The organism is Parasphingorhabdus sp. (assembly GCF_036964565.1).
Classification (GTDB): Bacteria; Pseudomonadota; Alphaproteobacteria; order Sphingomonadales; family Sphingomonadaceae; genus Parasphingorhabdus.
In genome coordinates this window covers 1-669 of record NZ_JBALTN010000038.1, presented here as the reverse complement: position 1 = coordinate 669, position 669 = coordinate 1, and the positions used below count along the sequence as shown (strand labels likewise).

General features: G+C 49.6%; 2 protein-coding genes. One reads left to right on the top strand and one right to left on the bottom strand.

Going from position 1 to position 669, the window contains the following annotated elements; all coding sequences use genetic code 11:
• Positions 1-196 (bottom strand): hypothetical protein (locus V7650_RS18110; protein ID WP_335657603.1); only part of this gene is annotated, 196 nt, incomplete at its 3' end.
• Between the two features lie 267 nt (positions 197-463).
• On the opposite strand from V7650_RS18110, the gene V7650_RS18105 reads away from it, so the two are divergent.
• Positions 464-669: hypothetical protein (locus tag V7650_RS18105; RefSeq protein WP_335657602.1), on the top strand; the 206-nt coding region annotated here is incomplete at its 3' end.

The window sequence follows — 669 nt, the reverse complement described above, 5'->3', positions numbered from 1 at the left end:
ATTGTATTTGATGTGCGCTAACAGCGAGTTGCGCAGAAGCCAAAACCGCACCTCCGTTGATGGCTAATAGTGAAGCAAAAAGCCATCTAGTAATTTGGCCATGTTGGTCAGCGGCCTCTCTGCGAAGATCGTTAGCCGGAACACCGTGCGATATCGCATCACTTATCGGAATCTCGTAAGTTTTGTCTGAGTCCATCTAGTTGTCTAATCACGGAACTAAATTGATGACAACTGGAATAACACTCGAACTACCACGTGATTGTGCCCAGAAAACAGATGGGAAACGTACCCAAAGGTCCAAAAGTGTGCCAACAACCGCGCGGATTTCTGGGATATTATTGGTAGCGGAGGAGGGACTCGAACCCCCGACACATGGATTATGATTCCAGCGGTTTTCGCAGTTTTCCGCTACTTTATTGTAAACCAGGCGTTCAACGCTCTGAATGATATCAAATAGATAGCTATGCACTGTAAACTTTTTCATCCCGACAACCGGTCGACCAGAGACACAATCACGCGCGCTTCATCGACGTATCGGGCGCGCACCTCGTACACCCCTTGGCGGTCCAACTACAATGTACTGGCGGCGGCCTGCATCTTCTCGATTGAGGTCGATCACAGCAGACACTGGATCATACGCAGGTTCTTCTCGATAGCGCCGACCTGCGC